This window comes from Paraglaciecola sp. (assembly GCF_051252315.1).
Classification (GTDB): domain Bacteria; phylum Pseudomonadota; class Gammaproteobacteria; order Enterobacterales; family Alteromonadaceae; genus Paraglaciecola.
The window spans coordinates 1-15,514 of sequence record NZ_JBPOFP010000063.1; the positions used below are offsets into that span (position 1 = coordinate 1).

General features: G+C 41.3%; 14 protein-coding genes. 2 read left to right on the forward strand and 12 right to left on the reverse strand.

Annotation, left to right across the window (positions count from 1 at the left end):
- From rplB to rpsJ, 5 genes are all read right to left on the reverse strand, one after another.
- Nucleotides 1-736: 50S ribosomal protein L2 (gene rplB, locus ACSHXM_RS13180; protein ID WP_435689231.1), on the reverse strand; the 736-nt coding region annotated here is incomplete at its 3' end.
- 14 nt (nt 737-750) lie between these two features.
- On the reverse strand, nt 751-1,053 hold the full coding sequence (gene rplW, locus ACSHXM_RS13185) for a 50S ribosomal protein L23 (protein ID WP_235314572.1): 303 nt from the start codon (nt 1,051-1,053) through the stop codon (nt 751-753).
- Complete coding sequence (gene rplD, locus ACSHXM_RS13190) at nt 1,050-1,655, reverse strand: 50S ribosomal protein L4 (RefSeq protein ID WP_235314573.1); 606 nt, start codon at nt 1,653-1,655, stop codon at nt 1,050-1,052. The genes rplW and rplD overlap by 4 nt, the downstream gene beginning before the upstream one ends.
- A gap of 18 nt (nt 1,656-1,673) precedes the next feature.
- Nucleotides 1,674-2,312, reverse strand: a complete 639-nt coding sequence (rplC, locus tag ACSHXM_RS13195; RefSeq protein WP_435689232.1) for a 50S ribosomal protein L3 — start codon at nt 2,310-2,312, stop codon at nt 1,674-1,676.
- A 17-nt stretch (nt 2,313-2,329) separates the two neighbouring features.
- On the reverse strand, nt 2,330-2,641 hold the full coding sequence (gene rpsJ, locus ACSHXM_RS13200) for a 30S ribosomal protein S10 (protein WP_006992667.1): 312 nt from the start codon (nt 2,639-2,641) through the stop codon (nt 2,330-2,332).
- 530 nt (nt 2,642-3,171) lie between these two features.
- Between rpsJ and ACSHXM_RS13205 the strand changes: the two genes are divergently transcribed.
- On the forward strand, nt 3,172-5,328 hold the full coding sequence (locus ACSHXM_RS13205; RefSeq protein WP_435689251.1) for an ATPase, T2SS/T4P/T4SS family: 2,157 nt from the start codon (nt 3,172-3,174) through the stop codon (nt 5,326-5,328).
- A 49-nt stretch (nt 5,329-5,377) separates the two neighbouring features.
- Here ACSHXM_RS13205 and ACSHXM_RS13210 read toward each other — a convergent pair whose 3' ends face one another.
- The 6 genes from ACSHXM_RS13210 to ACSHXM_RS13235 form a co-directional block, all read right to left on the reverse strand.
- Complete coding sequence (locus ACSHXM_RS13210; RefSeq protein ID WP_435689233.1) at nt 5,378-6,028, reverse strand: cytochrome b/b6 domain-containing protein; 651 nt, start codon at nt 6,026-6,028, stop codon at nt 5,378-5,380.
- Nucleotides 6,021-6,968, reverse strand: coding sequence for a c-type cytochrome domain-containing protein (locus tag ACSHXM_RS13215; RefSeq protein WP_435689234.1), 948 nt, complete (start codon nt 6,966-6,968; stop codon nt 6,021-6,023). The genes ACSHXM_RS13210 and ACSHXM_RS13215 overlap by 8 nt, the downstream gene beginning before the upstream one ends.
- Nucleotides 6,969-6,993: 25 nt before the next feature.
- On the reverse strand, nt 6,994-8,517 hold the full coding sequence (locus ACSHXM_RS13220) for a DUF1501 domain-containing protein (protein WP_435689235.1): 1,524 nt from the start codon (nt 8,515-8,517) through the stop codon (nt 6,994-6,996).
- A gap of 14 nt (nt 8,518-8,531) precedes the next feature.
- Complete coding sequence (locus ACSHXM_RS13225) at nt 8,532-11,558, reverse strand: PSD1 and planctomycete cytochrome C domain-containing protein (RefSeq protein ID WP_435689236.1); 3,027 nt, start codon at nt 11,556-11,558, stop codon at nt 8,532-8,534.
- 96 nt (nt 11,559-11,654) lie between these two features.
- Complete coding sequence (locus ACSHXM_RS13230; protein WP_435689237.1) at nt 11,655-12,686, reverse strand: hypothetical protein; 1,032 nt, start codon at nt 12,684-12,686, stop codon at nt 11,655-11,657.
- 153 nt (nt 12,687-12,839) lie between these two features.
- Nucleotides 12,840-14,159 carry a helix-turn-helix transcriptional regulator gene (locus ACSHXM_RS13235; RefSeq protein ID WP_435689238.1) on the reverse strand — a complete coding sequence of 440 codons (1,320 nt, stop codon included), beginning with the start codon at nt 14,157-14,159 and terminating at the stop codon, nt 12,840-12,842.
- 91 nt (nt 14,160-14,250) lie between these two features.
- Between ACSHXM_RS13235 and ACSHXM_RS13240 the strand changes: the two genes are divergently transcribed.
- Nucleotides 14,251-14,934, forward strand: coding sequence for a cytochrome b/b6 domain-containing protein (locus tag ACSHXM_RS13240; RefSeq protein WP_435689239.1), 684 nt, complete (start codon nt 14,251-14,253; stop codon nt 14,932-14,934).
- Between the two features lie 69 nt (nt 14,935-15,003).
- On the opposite strand, the gene ACSHXM_RS13245 is transcribed toward ACSHXM_RS13240, so the two are convergent.
- Nucleotides 15,004-15,465, reverse strand: coding sequence for a c-type cytochrome (locus tag ACSHXM_RS13245; RefSeq protein ID WP_435689240.1), 462 nt, complete (start codon nt 15,463-15,465; stop codon nt 15,004-15,006).
- Between the last annotated feature and the right edge of the window lie 49 nt (nt 15,466-15,514).

Consider the following 15,514-nt stretch of genomic DNA (forward strand, 5'->3'; position numbering starts at 1 on the left):
CTGGATGACGGCCACCAGAGGTACGACCTTCACCACCACCGTGCGGGTGATCTACTGGGTTCATGGCAACACCACGTACAGTTGGGCGGATACCGCGCCATCTGTTCGCACCGGCTTTACCAAGTGAACGTAGCATGTGTTCTGCGTTGCCGATTTCACCAATGGTGGCACGACAATCTGCCAATACTTTACGTACTTCACCAGAACGTAGACGAAGTGTTACATAACCTTCGGCACGCGCTAGGATTTGTGCGTAAGCACCCGCTGAACGAGCAATTTGTGCACCTTTACCAGGCTTCATTTCAATAGCGTGTACCGTAGTACCTACTGGAATGTTACGCATTGGTAAAGTGTTACCTGCTTTAATAGGCGCATCAGAACCAGACTGGATTGCGTCACCTGCTTTAGCACCTTTAGGCGCTAAAATATAACGACGCTCACCATCTGCATATAACACCAAGCAGATGTTAGCAGAACGGTTCGGATCATATTCTAAACGTTCAATTTTGGCAGGAATGCCGTCTTTGTTACGTTTAAAATCGATCACGCGATAATGATGCTTATGGCCACCACCAATGTGACGCACTGTAATGCGACCATTGTTGTTACGACCACCAGACTTGCTGTTCTTTTCTAGCAAAGGAGCATAAGGTGCGCCTTTGTGTAGGTCAGGGTTTACAACCTGAACTACGTGACGACGACCAGCTGAAGTCGGCTTAGCTTTCAATAATGGCATATCTAATCCCCTTCTTAGCCTTCGCTGCCAGCAAAGTCGATGTCTTGACCTTCTTTAAGCACAACGTAAGCTTTTTTCCAGTCTTTACGCTTACCGAAAGATGCACCATGACGCTTAGTTTTACCTTTCACGTTTAGTGTACGAACAGAATCAACTTCAACTTCAAACAATTTTTCAACTGCAGCTTTAATTTCTTCTTTGTTCGCATCTTTCACTACTTTCAATACAACAGTGTTGTTATTTTCAGCAGAAAGCGTTGCTTTTTCAGAAACATGTGGTGCTAATAACACCTTAAGTAGACGCTCTTCATTTATCATGCTAGCGACTCCTCTAATTGTTTAACTGCATCAGCAGTAATCAATACTTTTTCGAATGCAATAAGACTTACTGGGTCAATACCCTGAACATCACGAACGTCAACTTTGTATAAGTTACGCGCAGATAAGAACAAGTTCTCGTCTACTTCTGATGTCACAATAAGTACATCTTTAAGTTCAAGTGCCGCTAACTTAGACTGTAAAGCCTTAGTTTTTGGACCTTCAACTTCAAATTTTTCAACCACAACTAAACGTTCTTGACGTACCAATTCTGAAAGGATGCTTTGAATAGCACCACGGTACATCTTCTTGTTTACTTTTTGGCTGTGATCCTGTGGCTTAGCAGCAAATGTTACACCACCAGAACGCCAGATAGGACTACGGATTGTACCAGCACGGGCACGACCTGTTCCTTTTTGACGCCAAGGTTTGGCACCACCACCGCGAACTTCAGAGCGTGTTTTTTGTGCGCGAGAACCCTGACGAGCTCCTGCACCGAATGCTACTACTACTTGATGTACTAGTGCTTCGTTAAAATCACGTCCAAAGGTTGCTTCGGATACTTCAAGACCGCCTTTGGCGTCTTTCAATACTAATTCCATCACTTAACTCCTCAGACGTTACGCTTTGACAGCAGGCTTAATAATAACGTCGCCACCAGCTGCACCAGGAACAGTACCTTTAATTAATAAAAGGTTGTTCTCAGCATCAACTCGTACTACGTCTAAAGACTGCACTGTTGCACGCTTGTTACCCATTTGCCCGGCCATTTTCTTACCTTTGAAAACTTTACCAGGTGATTGGTTTTGACCAATCGAACCAGGTGCACGGTGCGACAATGAGTTACCATGTGTCATACGTTGGTGGCTAAAGTTATGACGCTTAATAGCACCTTGGAAACCTTTACCTTTAGAAGTTCCAACAACGTCAACTAATTTAGTGTCGTTAAAGATTTCAACAGTGATTTCACTGCCTACTTCAATACCTTCACCTTCGTTGTCGTCTAAGCGGAACTCCCATAAACCACGACCAGCTTCCACGCCAGCTTTAGCAAAATGACCTGCTGAAGCTTTATTTACGCGGTTAGCTTTTTTATCGCCAGCGGTTACTTGAAGCGCTTTATACCCGTCGGTTTCTTCAGTACGTAACTGAGTAACACGATTTGGGGTGGCTTCAATAACAGTCACAGGAATAGATACACCATCTTCAGTGAAGATACGTGTCATTCCTACTTTACGACCGATAATACCAATCGCCATGTTAAAACCCTCTTTTATTAGCCCAGGCTGATTTGAACATCAACACCAGCAGCCAAGTCCAATCTCATTAACGCGTCTACTGTTTTATCAGTAGGTTCAATGATATCTACCAAACGCTTGTGTGTACGAATCTCATACTGGTCACGCGCATCTTTATTAACATGCGGTGAAGTAAGTATCGTGTAGCGCTCTTTACGTGTAGGTAGTGGAATAGGTCCGCTAACCTGAGCACCTGTACGCTTCGCAGTTTCAACGATTTCAGCCGTAGACTGATCAATCAACTTGTGATCAAACGCTTTCAAACGAATGCGAATTCTTTGATTTGGCATCGATTTAGCTCCAATCGAAAGAACAAAAAAAATCATCCACACCATCAATAACTATTGATAGGAGGATGCATGTAAACTATTAACCCACAATTGGGGTCCTGTTTTTTTCTGTCGGTATTTGTTGGATTAACGTGCTCTGCAAGCAAAGTTATACTTTAATCCTAACCAACGAACATCATCTGCTAAGACGATGAGGGCGCGAATTATACAGAATACTAAACGCTAGGCAAGTACTTTTTCACTATTTACACAATGTTCATTGTTTCTAACTTTGAGTTTATTGGAAGTTAACAAAAGCGGGGCTCAACTTATACCAAGTTAACTTTCCACCTTGTCATATCCTAGCCGTTAATAGCCCTTAATTTTACTGATAAAAATTAGATATTTGCTGTAAGCAGCGTGTCGGGTATAGTAAGGTTTGATAAAAGAAATAAAATAGTACCTTAAATTAAGAATTCATGACAGATTCCGGCGCCAATCAAAGCAAGTTTGATCATATTAATCAACTGCTCACGACTTATCCCTCACTTATGGATGCGTACCATAAATTCGAGCCATTTATTTTAGAATGGCTCGGTGCTGAGCGGATGAGTATTTTTATGCGGCGCAGGCAACATCAAGATTTGGTAGCCCGTTTTAAAACGGGTAAAGAAACCAAAGAAATAAAAGTCCCCATCAGTCCCATGTCGATAGCAGGATACGTTGCGCTTAGTCAAACTGCTCTTATTATTAATGACCCTTATAATAAGGATGAACTTGCTAACATACACAAGCGTTTAAACTTTGCTGACAAGTTCGACAAAAGTTCTACCTTCAAAACTCGCAACATCATTTGTATGCCAATCCTGGACTCTGGTGTTCTTATGGGTGTCATGCAGATCATTAATAAAAAGGAAGGTGACTTTTCTTCAGAAGACTTAGATTTGGTTAATCAAATCTCAGACATTATTGGTAAAAAGTTCCGTTATGAATTAGGCGGCACGAGTGAACCATTTGATTATTTGGTGCATCGCAATCTAGTAAGTGACACACAATTAAAGAAATTAAAGGAATCAAGTAACGACAATAAGCAGCTCGTTCAACGCTTAGCATCTGAATACCGAGTACCAGATGAAGACTTAGGCATGGCTCTATCGGTACATTACCAAGTTCCTTTTTTAGCTTATCTGCCAGACAAGTATCACCTTTATCAAAGTGAAAGTAAGTTAAACCTTTCTTATCTTAAGCGTAATTTAGTCGCGGTTATTTCTGACGTAGCAGACAATCCAATCGTACTGATGGCAGAACCTAATAACGCTACTTTATTAATGGAAATAGAAAGTGCATTAGGTATAGATAGTTATGAAATTTCAGTCAGCCTGCCGAATACTATTTTACAGTATTTAGGTGAAGCCTCAGGTGGTGGTGGTACGCCTGGCGCTATGGATGAAATTCTTGACGAAATTGGCACTAGTTCAGAAGAGACTGATGAACAAAGTGACGAGATGTCTGACGATGCGCCTGCAGTTGTTAGGTTAGTGAGTCGAGTTTTACACGATGCAAAACGTCTAAATGCCTCAGATATTCACGTGGATCCAGAAAAAAATGCGCCTACACGTGTAAGAATGCGTATAGACGGTGTTTGTCGAGATATCACGCAAGTTCCGGCCTCACACCACAATGCGGTGATTGCGCGTATCAAAATTATGTCAAACCTGAACATTGCAGAAAAACGTGTACCTCAAGATGGCAAATTGTCTTTTAGAATGTCAGGGCAGTTAATCGAAGTGCGTGTCGCCACCTTGCCCACAGTGGCAGGTGAAGGGGTTGTCATGCGGATACTCGCGGCTGGCGGAGCAATGCCCATGAGTAAGTTAAACTTGTCGCCTAACAACCATAAAAGAATATTAGATCTAATCCAAAAGCCCCACGGAATTATGTTAGTAGTGGGGCCAACAGGGTCTGGTAAAACCACTACATTGCACGCTGTACTTGGTCACATAAATACACCAGAGAAAAAGATTTGGACCGCAGAAGATCCAGTGGAAATCACTCAACCGGGCTTACAACAAGTACAAGTTAGCCCCAAGATTGGCTTTACATTCGCCAATGCATTAAGAGCATTTTTACGAGCCGATCCTGACATTATCCTGATTGGTGAAATGCGAGATAAAGAAACCGCTCATGCCGGTATCGAAGCGTCATTAACGGGGCACTTAGTGTTTTCAACTTTGCACACCAACTCGGCACCAGAAACAATCACCCGTTTATTAGATTTGGGATTAGACCCCGTCAACTTCTCTGACGCCTGTGTCGGTATTCTGGCTCAACGTTTAATCAGAACCTTATGTGGGAATTGCAAAGAAAAGTATCCCGCTTCAGAATCAGATGTCGCATTTATAAAACGCCAATATGGTGAAGAATACATTGGCGAACTCGAATTATCTGAACCGCTTATGCTACAAAGAGGGAAAGGGTGTGAAGAATGTGGAGATACAGGTTATAGAGGTCGAACAGGTGTCCACGAATTACTCGCCATGACCAATGAATTACGTAGTTTGGTATACAAAGAAGCTTCCGTGCATGCCATGAAAGATCAAGCCATGAGTGACGGCATGCGCACCTTAACCCAAGATGGAATTCTCAAGGTATTAAAAGGTGATACAGATATTGCTCAAGTACAAATTATTAGTGGCGGTGGTCACTGATAATTAACCTGAACTCGGGATAAGAAGAGTCACCAAAATTCAGTTGAAACTAAACCAAATACCAATAGACAACGCAGCCTATGAGTAATAGTAAAATAAAGGCCTTAATAGGGTGAACAAACGTTAAATTTCGCTCTGCTTTAGTCTGGTTTTTAGGCTTACAACCTGAAAACATGGCCTTGACTAAATTTTGTTTTTTCACCAACACATAGAAAAATATCGCCACTAAATGCAGCCACACCGCCACCACAATAAAATTAAAACTGAGGGCATGCCACTGAGTTAATATATCCGACCACTGCTTAGAGATATTATCTGCTAAAGGCCCAGTAAAGCCTAAATCATTGTTACTAAATAAACCACTGACACTTTGAAAAATCAGCAATGCCAACATTAAGATAACCATCCAGCCACCAGCAGGATTGTGTCCAGTATGATGTTCTGAACTTGAGTGTAACGAAGCCACTAAATACTTAAACGCTTTATTCGGCGCGGTTAAAAAATGACTAAACCTAGCAGTAGTAGAACCGACAACACCCCAGCACAACCTAAATATCACCAATAAAAGTAAACTTAAGCCAAAATATTTGTGCGCTTCGATCCAGCCATTTTCTATTGTTAGCCATGCCCCTAAAATACATATCACTAAGGCCCAGTGAAATAATCGAGTCGGGCTATCCCATACTTTAATTTTATCCATTTTTCTGGTGCCCTTGTTTTACTTTAACGACCTTAGTGCCTAACTGCTGTAAATCATTCAGCAGACTTTCAATACCCGGTATATCTGACACAACCAACCTTTGTAGTTCAGTTAACTGGGTTAATCGCCCGAGGCTTTCAGCACTTAACCGAGTATTTGTGAGCACTAATTGTTGAACGTTTTTCATTTTCAACACACTGTCTATTGCTTTACCAGTAATCTGACTATTAGATAAATCTAGCTGTACCAGCTTGTCGGCAACCACTTCAAATGCCACTAAATCTTGATCAGTGAATTTAGTTAAAAAATTGGTTTCTAGGGATAAAAAAGCCGATGTTCGAGCCACATAAGCCAAAGTATAAGGGTAATGTTTTTGTAATTGATGAACATGTTGAGCCAAAGGAGACCTGGCATTTTTAATCTCTTGTTTGTCCACCTCGACAAATTCGATAACTTTGGGTTTAGAAGGTGCATCAGGAAATGCCTGCTCAGGCAATGTGCCTGACGCGCCTTTTGACAACCACATTTGAATCACTTTCATTTCATCGCTTGTTTGTCTATCTCGTCCATATGGTGGCATCGCTAAACGCGCTTCGTCAGGTAACGACATGCGTTGGATTAACAAGCTATTGTCTCCTCCAGATAACATATCTCCACTTTTTCCACCGAATACTGTATGCCTAAAACTGTCCATTCTTAAGTGGCCTTTGGCCTTATTCTCACCATGACAAGCCACACAATACTTATCAAAAATCACCGCCACTCGATCTTGGTAAAAAGAGTCTTCAACGGCCTTTAAAGGTTGGGCAATTCCTGCCAACTCTTTTATAAACTGTTTACTTTGAGCGTCTTGCCAAATCAAAGTACTAATGCAGATTAAGCTTAATAACCCCACCACACTAAAATACTGCCTAACCGAAATTGCATTATTTTTTAACACTTATATTTTCCCATCCAAGAACAAGCTAAGCCAAAATTTGCGACACGATATTCGCAGTATGCACACCAGTTAAACGTTGGTTTAAGCCCTGATAAGGGAAGGTGAAACTTTCATGGTTAAAACCAAGTAAATATAAAATGGTGGCATGCAAATCGTGCACGCTAACTGGGTCTCGCTCAATCTCATAACCCATTTCGTCCGTTTCTCCGTGGGTGTAACCACCTTTTACGCCGCCACCCGCTAACCACATGGTATAAGCATTAGGATGATGATCCCTTCCAGGTAAGATATTATCTTGCCCTCCTCTGTTTTCTTGCATGGGCGTACGACCAAACTCTCCTCCCCAAATCACTAAGGTATCGTCTAACATGCCTCGTTCTTTTAAATCCGACAATAATGCAGCGATAGGTTTGTCGATATGGCCACACTTTTTAGCCAAACCATGACTGACGTTTTCCATGTCATTCGTACCATGCCCATCCCAATCCCAATCAAAGAGTTGAATAAACCTAACTCCAGACTCCGCTAGACGTCTGGCCACAAGTGCATTATTAGCAAAGCTTTTTTTACCCACTTCTGCCCCGTAATTGTCCAACGTAGATTGTTTTTCTTGGGTGATATCAAAGGCATCAGATGCTTCCACTTGCATCCGATAGGCCATTTCATACTGGGCAATGCGGGTTAAGGTTTCGGGATTGCCCATGTCCTGATAGTTTTGTTGGTTCAGTTTTGCCAGTGCGTCTAACACATGACGGCGCAATGGACGACTAACCCCTTCAGGATTACTTAGATATAAAACGGGGTCCCCCTGAGAACGACACTTTACGCCCTGATAGGCACTGGGCAAATACCCCGAACCCCAGAGAGGCTTTCCTCCATCTGGTGAACGAGAGCCTGAAATCAAAGATACAAAACCAGGTAGGTTTTGATTCATAGTCCCCAAACCATAAGTGGTCCAAGCTCCTAGTGATGGCTGACCTGGTCTGGCATCACCAGTTAAGGCCAATATTTGCGCCGGAGCATGATTAAACTGATCAGTATGCATAGATTTAATGAAACACAGATCATCCACATGTTTAGCCAGATGAGGTAAACGATCAGACACCCAAGCACCGCTTTCTCCATGCTGCTTAAAAGGAAACTGTGGGCCTAATAATTTTGGCACCCCCGAAATAAACGCAAAACGTTTTCCTTTTAAAAATGACTCAGGGCACAACTGACCATCGTATTTTTGCAATTCAGGTTTATAGTCAAACATCTCTAATTGACTAGGTGCTCCAGCCATGTGCATGTATATCACTCGTTTAGCTTTGGCCGGAAACGGTGGTGGCAACGGCGCAAGTGGTCTACCTAACGGCCGCGAATAATCAAAAGGATTATCTCCACTGGCGAGTGCTTGATTTCCAAGCATAGAAGATAAAAACGTCCCACCTAACATGGCACCGCTGCCCCTGATAAACTCACGACGACTTTTTGCCCTTAAGGTTTCTATTTGTAGGGCCTCTATCTCGGCTTGGCTTGCATATTGATTATTAAAAAAAGACTTCATCGTTACCTCACCAATTACCTAGTTAACGCACTATCAAGGTTAAATAAAATAGACGCAACCGCCGTCCACGCACCTTTATGTTCTTGATCACCGACATCTTGATAGGCTGCAGTTAAAGCCTGCTGAATCACTTCAAGTTCTGACTGTTTTGGTTCGCGAGTTAATACCCTTCGAAATCCCACCTGAATAGCTTTTGCTTTCTCGCCATGCCGTTGCAAGTCCTGCAACATGATATCAGCCAAAGCTTGTGCTGCTTCGTGGTACACAGGATCATTCAAAGTGACCAAAGCCTGCAACGGTGTATTGGTGGGTATACGCCTAGCGTGACTTAATTCACGAGATTCCATGTCAAAAGTTTCAAAACTGGGATAGGCGTATTGACGTTTAATAAATGTGTACACAGCTCGGCGATACTTGTCTGCACCCTCTGCATTTTTCCAATCTTTTATTTTGATCCCTTTACGCCCCCAAATATTATCAGGTTGCGGTGGCATAACAGGCACCCCGCCAATTTTAGTGCTCAACAAATCACTGGCGAGTAAGGCTTGATCTCGGACCATTTCAGCGCTTAAACGTTGCATAGGACCACGAGCTAACCAAACATTATTGGGATCTTGCTGTTGCACAGATTTTGAAATTTGGCTTTGCTGCTGGTAGGTATGGCTGGTTACCATCAAACGAATCAGAGCCTTCACATCCCATTTCAAATCATTCTGGAAGGTCAATGCCAGCCAGTCCAATAACTCAGGATGAGAGGGTTTTTGGCCTATGCTGCCAAAGTCTTCCAAGGTTTCTACTATGCCTCGACCAAACAGCGTATGCCAAAATCGATTCACGGCTACTCGTGCGGTCAAAGGTTGCTCAGGTTTAAAAAACCACTTCGCCATGGCCAGTCTGGTTTTTGGGGTGTTTACACCAAATTCAGGAAATAATTTTGGAGTATCCGGCGTCAATAACGGTCCTTCTTTAGCTAAAAAGTTACCTCGGCCAAATAATGCGGTGCCTCTTTGATCCCAGCTGTCTTGCTGATACATCACAGGCACATCAATTTTGGTGATTTCGTTTAGTTCAGACTTAAGCTGTGCAAAAGCCTGAATATTTTCTAAGCGGCTTGAATCATTAATCAGTGTGCGCCAAGCAGCACTGTCAGAGGCCGATATTTTCAAATGGCGAACTTTGGCATCTAAACGGTGCACGTCTACTCGTAATGACTCGCCGGGTTTTAACACAAGAGGTTCAGCCAACACGGCCACTGACCATCTGGGGTTAAATAAATGTGCCGCCGACAATGCTATTGCCGATCCCATCTTATCGTCTTTTACTAAAGGTTCGGTCGCTGCCCTGCCCTGCTTTATTCTATTGCGATGTAGGTTTGCCAATTTACCAATTTGCCCGTCTAACACTTCGGTATTGCCGACCACCATACCGGCAAATTGTACTTTGTGTTCACTTCCACCAGCATCAACGTGCCACACCTCTACTTTATCCACCTTATAGCCTGCTTCTGGCGTATGGGAAGTAGAACTAGGGTTAAGCCCAGCGACTAAAAATTGTATGGCTGAAACACTCTGCTGTTGATTTTCATCATCCAAAGCCAGCTTTAACTTGTAAATTGCCTGTGCAGCTAAACCCTCACTAGTCTCATAAACTTCACCGTCTTTTAAACCTAAACTAATGTTTGCTTGGCCGGTTAAACGGGCAATGTCTTGATTATAACTGTCGACCTTTTGTTGCCATTGTTTAATCTTCCACTTTTGTTTTTCGTCACCTTTATCTATTTTTTGTTGAAAATTATCTCGACGTTGCGTCACCACTGTTAACTCATCAATTTCACCAGATATTAGTTTTAGCTTATTCCAGTTAAGTGTTTGATTGGTTTCCTGTGCTTGCTTTGCAAGTTGGTGTTGAATCTCAATAAGTTGCTCTTGAAGTTCAAAAGCCTGACTACGCTTTTGAGGATCCTTGGCGTACTTCAGATGAGGGGCGTCATCAAATTTATCCGCATCTCTAGTGGTATTTAAGAAGCTGTAAAATTTGTAAAATTCATCATGTTGAATAGGATCATAAGGGTGAGAATGGCACTGCACACAGTTCATAGTCACACCGTTTAACACTGACCATGTGGTAGAAACGCGATCCACAATAGACACCACGCGAAACTCTTCGTCATCAGTCCCCCCTTCATCGTTAGAAGTGGTCTGGCGATGAAAAGCGGTTGCAATCATATTATCCACGGTACGCTCAGGTAAAAGATCTCCGGCAAGTTGTTCTATCACGAAGTCTTTATATGACTTGTTCTGGTTAAAGGCATTGATCACCCAATCTCGATAAGGCCAAGTCTCTCGATACTTATCCCAAGTATAACCTTTAGTATCGGCATAACGGGCCAAGTCGAGCCAAACGCTGGCCCAACGTTCACCAAAATGTTGGGAAGCCAATAATCGATCAATTTGTTTTTGATAGGCTTGTTCACTTTCATCTGCTAAAAAATGATTTAATTCATCTAAAGTTGGAGGTAGACCAATCAAATCAAGAGAAGCTCTGCGTAATAAACCTGCTTTATTTGTTATATCTGCTGGCTGTAGGTTTTTCTCGGCTAGCTTTTTCTCGGCTAGCTTTTTCTCGACTAATTTGGCCTGAACAAATAAATCAATGGGGTTATTGATCTTTTCCATTGTCTTTACTGTCGGCAACGCTGGCTTTTTCGGAGCCTGATAAGCCCAATGTTCTTGCCAATGCGCCCCCTCTTTAATCCATTGTCTCAACAAAGCAATTTGTTCAGGTTTTAATGGTGGGGCTTTGTAGGGCATTCGAATAGCCGGATCCTTTGACTCTATCCGTTCAATTAATCCAGATGCGTCAGGATTGCCAGGCACCACTGTCAAACGTCCAGAATGCCCTCTACCTAAAGCTTCTTCTCGAAAGATAAATGACACACCTGATTGTTTGCCAACGCCACCATGACACCCGGTGCAGTTTTCATTCAAGATAGGGCGAATATCACGATTGAATGAAATTTTGGGCTCTGTAGGTTGTGTCATAGAGAAATCACTGCAACCTGTGCAAAAGAGCATTATCCCTATAAACAATAAACTTCGCGGATGTATTAACTGCCTCATAAACTGACTCTGCACCACCTAGTGATCTAATACGGCATCAAAGCGTAACACTCGGCCCCATTTGTTATATTCAGTGATATACAAATTACCACTAGCATCAAAACTAATACCATGAGGAGAGGTAAACACACCATTACGCCATTTTTCTGGTGGGGTTTTGTTTTTGTCGGTTTCAGTTTTATCCTCATTGGTACCTATATGTTTAAGTACCTTGCCGGCTTTATCTAATATAGTCACGCGACCGGATATTTCGGCAATAGCCACATAATCGTGATAAAAATCTGCCGCACTTGGACGTTTTAAGTCTTTTGCATAGGTGCCAATTAACTCACCATTAAGCTTTAAATGTACAAGACGATGATTAGCACGGTCGTTACACAGGAGTCGATTGGGTTGGTAACGCGGGTCGATATAAATTTTATGACAATTTCTAAAATTCCACGGAGAGTTTTGTCCACCAAAGGTCTCTAGATAATCGCCCTTCGCTGAGAATTTATGAATGTAATCTAAACCATAACCATCCACTACATATAAATTACCCTGAGTGTCGATATCAACCGAGGTTAATCTAATTGGAGCTGGGATCCAGCCTTTGTTGTTCTTAACTTGAGGCTTGTGATACTGGTTCGGGATGACCTTTAACGCGTCTATATCTAAAACTCGTTTGCCATCTAAAGTGAGTTTAAAAATGCGCTTACCGTTCATTTCAGCACCATAAATAAACTCTTGACCAGAATCATCGCTTTTTATTACAAAACCATGAATATCATCTGGCGCATTGGATACATTTCTCTGGTAATCACCTTTGGCGTTGTAAACTTGAATGCCGCCTTTTTCGCCCATCACACTCACGTATATTTCACCGCTAGCATCAACTGCAATGCCACCATGAGAGTTGCCAATAAACTCTAAGCCTTTTGGGGGTGTTAACCAGTTTTGTTGATACTGATAATCATGCTCTGAATGAGCATAGGTTTGAACATTAAATAGAAAACACAATGTTAGTAAAACTAAGCTAAAAATAAACTTATAAGAAAAATCACCCTTCATACATCTATCTGCCTTTTCAAATATGGCTTAATTATTTTAATAGATGTTTTATATATAGAAAGGTAAATTCATACCTTCAAAATAGTCTACCAGCTCACCTATAAAATAGTGAACACCAATATAATCAATAGGTTAGCGTAAAACTATAAGTTACTAATCGTTAACTTGTTGGAACTGAACAGGGGATTTACCGGTTATTTTTTTAAACACTGTGCTGAAATAATTAGAATTATTAAAGCCAACAGCAAAAGCGGTATCGGTAACAGACTCAGTAATTAACAATTGTTTGGCTAGCTCTATTCGATATTCAGTCAGGTACTGATTAACAGTTTTCCCAGTAAGCTTTTTAAACTCTCGCATCAGATAAGAACGACTCACATTCACCTGTTCGGCTAGCTGATTAATGTCGATATCTTGTTGATAATGAGTGGCAATATGTTGTTTAACTCTCTCTATCCGTTGTTTGGGAATATCGGATAACATACTCGAAAGTTCGACCACTTCATCCCGGGCTACTTGACGCAATTGTTCAACATCTTTAATCGCTTCTATAGCTTTGTCTTGGGCTGAATATCGTTGCAGAATGTTTTCTGTGTCTCCACCTGCTTCGATAGTGTTATCGGTTAAGCGAGTTAACACTTCGCGCAAGCGTAATTTGTATACTGTGAGGTTATTTGAAGATAAATATTCAATTTCTGATAGCAGTGAATCCACATCAGCATTATTAAGTTTATCCCCAGAACGCGCTCTAGAATAGAGTTCGTCTTTAACTAAATTCACCTTACTTTGCATATCGTGAACATCTTTAAAAACAACCCAAGCCCAGCATAATGCTGGAATAAATGAACCAACATAGTATATCCAATGCACTTCCCCCCACTTACTGCCAATGGCGAACAACAACCCAAACAATAGCCCACCCAAAATAACGGTGAAATCTTTTATATTTTTGCCATCAATAAAGGCTTTGATCAAAAAATAGCAGGAAGGTAATACCAGCAAGACTATGATAGCCGTCAACTGGACTGTTTGATGTTTCAAACCATCGGCTAACACTAGGATATATTCTGCACCACTTGCAGATAGTAATAACTGCCTTTGGCAGTCTGCTAACAGCACATATAAGCAAGCAAATAGGATCCCCAAAACAAAGGGCATACCATAAACGAAAGGAGTTTTTTTGGTACCAGTATAAATAGCGCTGGCTACAACTAAACAAGGAATGCCTAAGGCAAACAATAAGCTGACCCGCGCATAAAGCACTAAGTTAGCCCAATATGCATCAAAAAAGAATTCAGTAGAACGCCCTAACAAGAAGAAAATTACCGTGCTAATAAAACAAAAGTACCATTTGTAATAATCAGAAATATGCTTACGTACTAAATAAAAGTAGACCAATACCACCAGCAATAACTGAGCCGAAATAAGCGGCATAAATATAAACTTCAATACCGACTCAGATTCAATTAACACAAACTCTGCCCTTTTAATTTACGCAATTTATTTACTTGCCAATAGTGTACCTTATACTATTCAACCACTGATACTTAATAGATATACAAAAATGCAACAAAGACTGGTCTGGGATCTTCCCCTTCGTTTGTTTCACTGGATATTAGCAGTTTGCTTAGTAGTGCAGTGGTTTACCGCTGAAGTTATTGAAGATGCAATGGATTTTCATTTTTATCTTGGATACTTCATCTTAGGCCTAATTATCTTTCGTTTAATATGGGGATTTATAGGCCCTAAATACGCAAGATTTAATAGTTTCCTTGCAGGCCCTAAAGCCATGTTAAGTTATTTGAAATCCATAAAAAGCGACAAATACACCCCACCAGTGGGACATAATCCAGTTGGCGGTTTAATGCTGCCACTGGTACTCATTTTAGTGGCTATCCAGGGCGTAACAGGCTTATTTTCTACCAACGAAATTGTACACTCGGGTCCTTATTATCACACTATTAGTGACGCACTGCAGGGCACGTTTCAATGGTTACATCACCAAACATTTAGTTTTCTTTGGATTTTCATAGCGGTACATATAGCCGTGGTACTTTGGTATCGATTTTCCCTTAAACATAACTTGATTCGGCCAATGTTACACGGTAAAAAACCAGTCTCTGCAGAACACTCCATTGGTCACTCGCAACTATTAAAAGCAGTAATTCTCATGATAATAGTGGCTATATTTATGTATTGGTTAGTGGAGGTTGCCCCTCCCATTCCAGAAGACGATTTCTATTATTAACCGCTTCAATTCAAAAAACGGACACAAAAAAGGCTGCATTCATGCAGCCTTCGTTTATCTATCTGTTGATTAATCAGCTTTGTAACTATCGTGACAACCTTTACAGGTTTTAAACACACCACCTATAGCACTTTTGTATTTTCCTTCATCACCACTTTTTGCAGCTGCTTGTAACGCAACTGCGGCCTTAGTGAGATCAGCGGCTTTACTATTAAAGTCTGCCTGCTCTTTCCAAATTTTATTTAATGCACCTGTATCTACATCAAATCCAGAGGTATCAGTGGCAAAATAGTCTTCAATCATAAGTGATAGTTGCTCTAAACGTTCACCATTTTTTTGTAATATTTCAGGGTTTAAAGGTACTCTTCCTTTATTCATTGCTCCCAAAACACCTACATTACTTTTTACCAGTTTAAAAATAGACTGTCTTAATTCAACCGACTGTTTAGCTTGTTTTTCTGATTTAGCTGGCGCAGCATTTACGGCCATAGAAAATAACAAGGCTATACTTACAACTAACATTTTTTTCATTATTTATCCTTAGTTTAGCTTCAATAGATTTAAATTACCCTTAGCAAAG

What these genes read in the sequence shown, in the direction of transcription:
- rplD (WP_235314573.1), bottom strand. Translation starts at nt 1,655, where the DNA reads ATGGAATTAGTATTGAAAGACGCCAAAGGCGGTCTTGAAGTATCCGAA.
- ACSHXM_RS13230 (WP_435689237.1), bottom strand. Translation starts at nt 12,686, where the DNA reads ATGAAGGGTGATTTTTCTTATAAGTTTATTTTTAGCTTAGTTTTACTA.
- ACSHXM_RS13220 (WP_435689235.1), bottom strand. Translation starts at nt 8,517, where the DNA reads ATGAAGTCTTTTTTTAATAATCAATATGCAAGCCAAGCCGAGATAGAG.
- ACSHXM_RS13240 (WP_435689239.1), top strand. Translation starts at nt 14,251, where the DNA reads ATGCAACAAAGACTGGTCTGGGATCTTCCCCTTCGTTTGTTTCACTGG.
- ACSHXM_RS13205 (WP_435689251.1), top strand. Translation starts at nt 3,172, where the DNA reads ATGGATGCGTACCATAAATTCGAGCCATTTATTTTAGAATGGCTCGGT.
- ACSHXM_RS13225 (WP_435689236.1), bottom strand. Translation starts at nt 11,558, where the DNA reads ATGACACAACCTACAGAGCCCAAAATTTCATTCAATCGTGATATTCGC.
- ACSHXM_RS13245 (WP_435689240.1), bottom strand. Translation starts at nt 15,465, where the DNA reads ATGAAAAAAATGTTAGTTGTAAGTATAGCCTTGTTATTTTCTATGGCC.
- rpsJ (WP_006992667.1), bottom strand. Translation starts at nt 2,641, where the DNA reads ATGCCAAATCAAAGAATTCGCATTCGTTTGAAAGCGTTTGATCACAAG.
- rplW (WP_235314572.1), bottom strand. Translation starts at nt 1,053, where the DNA reads ATGATAAATGAAGAGCGTCTACTTAAGGTGTTATTAGCACCACATGTT.
- ACSHXM_RS13210 (WP_435689233.1), bottom strand. Translation starts at nt 6,028, where the DNA reads ATGGATAAAATTAAAGTATGGGATAGCCCGACTCGATTATTTCACTGG.
- rplC (WP_435689232.1), bottom strand. Translation starts at nt 2,312, where the DNA reads ATGGCGATTGGTATTATCGGTCGTAAAGTAGGAATGACACGTATCTTC.